The organism is Staphylococcus sp. HMSC062H10, from assembly GCF_001836945.1.
GTDB lineage: Bacteria > Bacillota > Bacilli > Staphylococcales > Staphylococcaceae > Staphylococcus > Staphylococcus aureus.
Genome location: NZ_KV830942.1, coordinates 1 through 1,120, shown reverse-complemented (window position 1 = coordinate 1,120; position 1,120 = coordinate 1). Strand labels below are relative to the sequence as shown.

At 26.4% G+C, this 1,120-nt stretch carries 2 protein-coding genes; both read left to right on the top strand.

Annotated features, from left to right (window positions below):
• The first annotated feature begins 97 nt into the window (after positions 1 to 97).
• Positions 98 to 712 carry a cadmium resistance transporter CadD gene (gene cadD, locus HMPREF2658_RS00305; RefSeq protein WP_070854167.1) on the top strand — a complete coding sequence of 205 codons (615 nt, stop codon included), beginning with the start codon at positions 98 to 100 and terminating at the stop codon, positions 710 to 712.
• A gap of 18 nt (positions 713 to 730) precedes the next feature.
• The gene (locus HMPREF2658_RS00300) at positions 731 to 1,078 is read left to right on the top strand and encodes an ArsR/SmtB family transcription factor (RefSeq protein ID WP_000119690.1); all 348 of its coding nucleotides are present in this window, start codon (positions 731 to 733) and stop codon (positions 1,076 to 1,078) included.
• Positions 1,079 to 1,120 lie beyond the last annotated feature (42 nt).

Here is a 1,120-nt window from a genome sequence, read left to right as displayed (position 1 = left end):
GGCTCAACGTCAATAAAGCAATTGGAATAAAGCACCTATGATTATTTAAAAATATAAGTTATAATACATTCAAAAATATTTTTGAATGAGGTGTATTATGATTCAAACGGTTGTTGCTGCTGTTCTTTATATTGCTACAGCAGTTGATTTATTAGTAATTTTATTAATATTTTTTGCTAGAGCAAAGACTAGAAAAGAATATAGAGATATTTATGTTGGTCAATATTTAGGGTCTATTATTTTAATATTAGTTAGTTTGTTTTTAGCTTTTGTATTAAATTATGTTCCAGAAAAGTGGATATTAGGTTTATTGGGTTTAATACCAATTTATCTTGGAATTAAAGTGGCTATTTATGATGATTGTGAAGGAGAAAAGAGAGCTAAAAAAGAATTGAATGAAAAAGGATTGTCTAAATTAGTTGGTACGGTTGCAATTGTTACGATAGCAAGTTGTGGCGCCGATAATATTGGTTTATTTGTTCCGTATTTTGTGACATTAAGTGTTACTAATTTATTACTTACTCTGTTTGTCTTTTTAATTTTAATTTTCTTCTTGGTGTTTACTGCACAAAAATTAGCTAATATCCCAGGAATTGGAGAAATTGTTGAGAAATTTAGTCGTTGGATTATGGCTATTATTTATATAGCTTTAGGTTTATTTATTATTATTGAAAATGACACTATTCAAACAATTTTAGTATTTATATTTTAATTTAGGGTGTGATTTTATATGAGTTATGAAAATACTTGTGATGTGATTTGTGTACATGAGGATAAAGTTAACAATGCTTTAAGTTTTTTAGAAGATGATAAATCTAAGAAATTACTTAACATTTTAGAAAAAATTTGTGATGAGAAGAAATTGAAAATCATATTATCTTTGATTAAAGAAGATGAGTTGTGTGTTTGTGATATTTCTTTGATATTGAAAATGAGTGTTGCTTCAACTTCACATCATTTAAGGCTTTTATATAAAAATGAGGTACTTGATTTTTATAAAGATGGAAAGATGGCATATTATTTTATTAAAGACGATGAAATAAGAGAGTTTTTCTCTAAAAATCATGAGGGTTTTTGAAACGAGTGAAACGAGTTTCTTCTTGTCTTGATACTATATAGA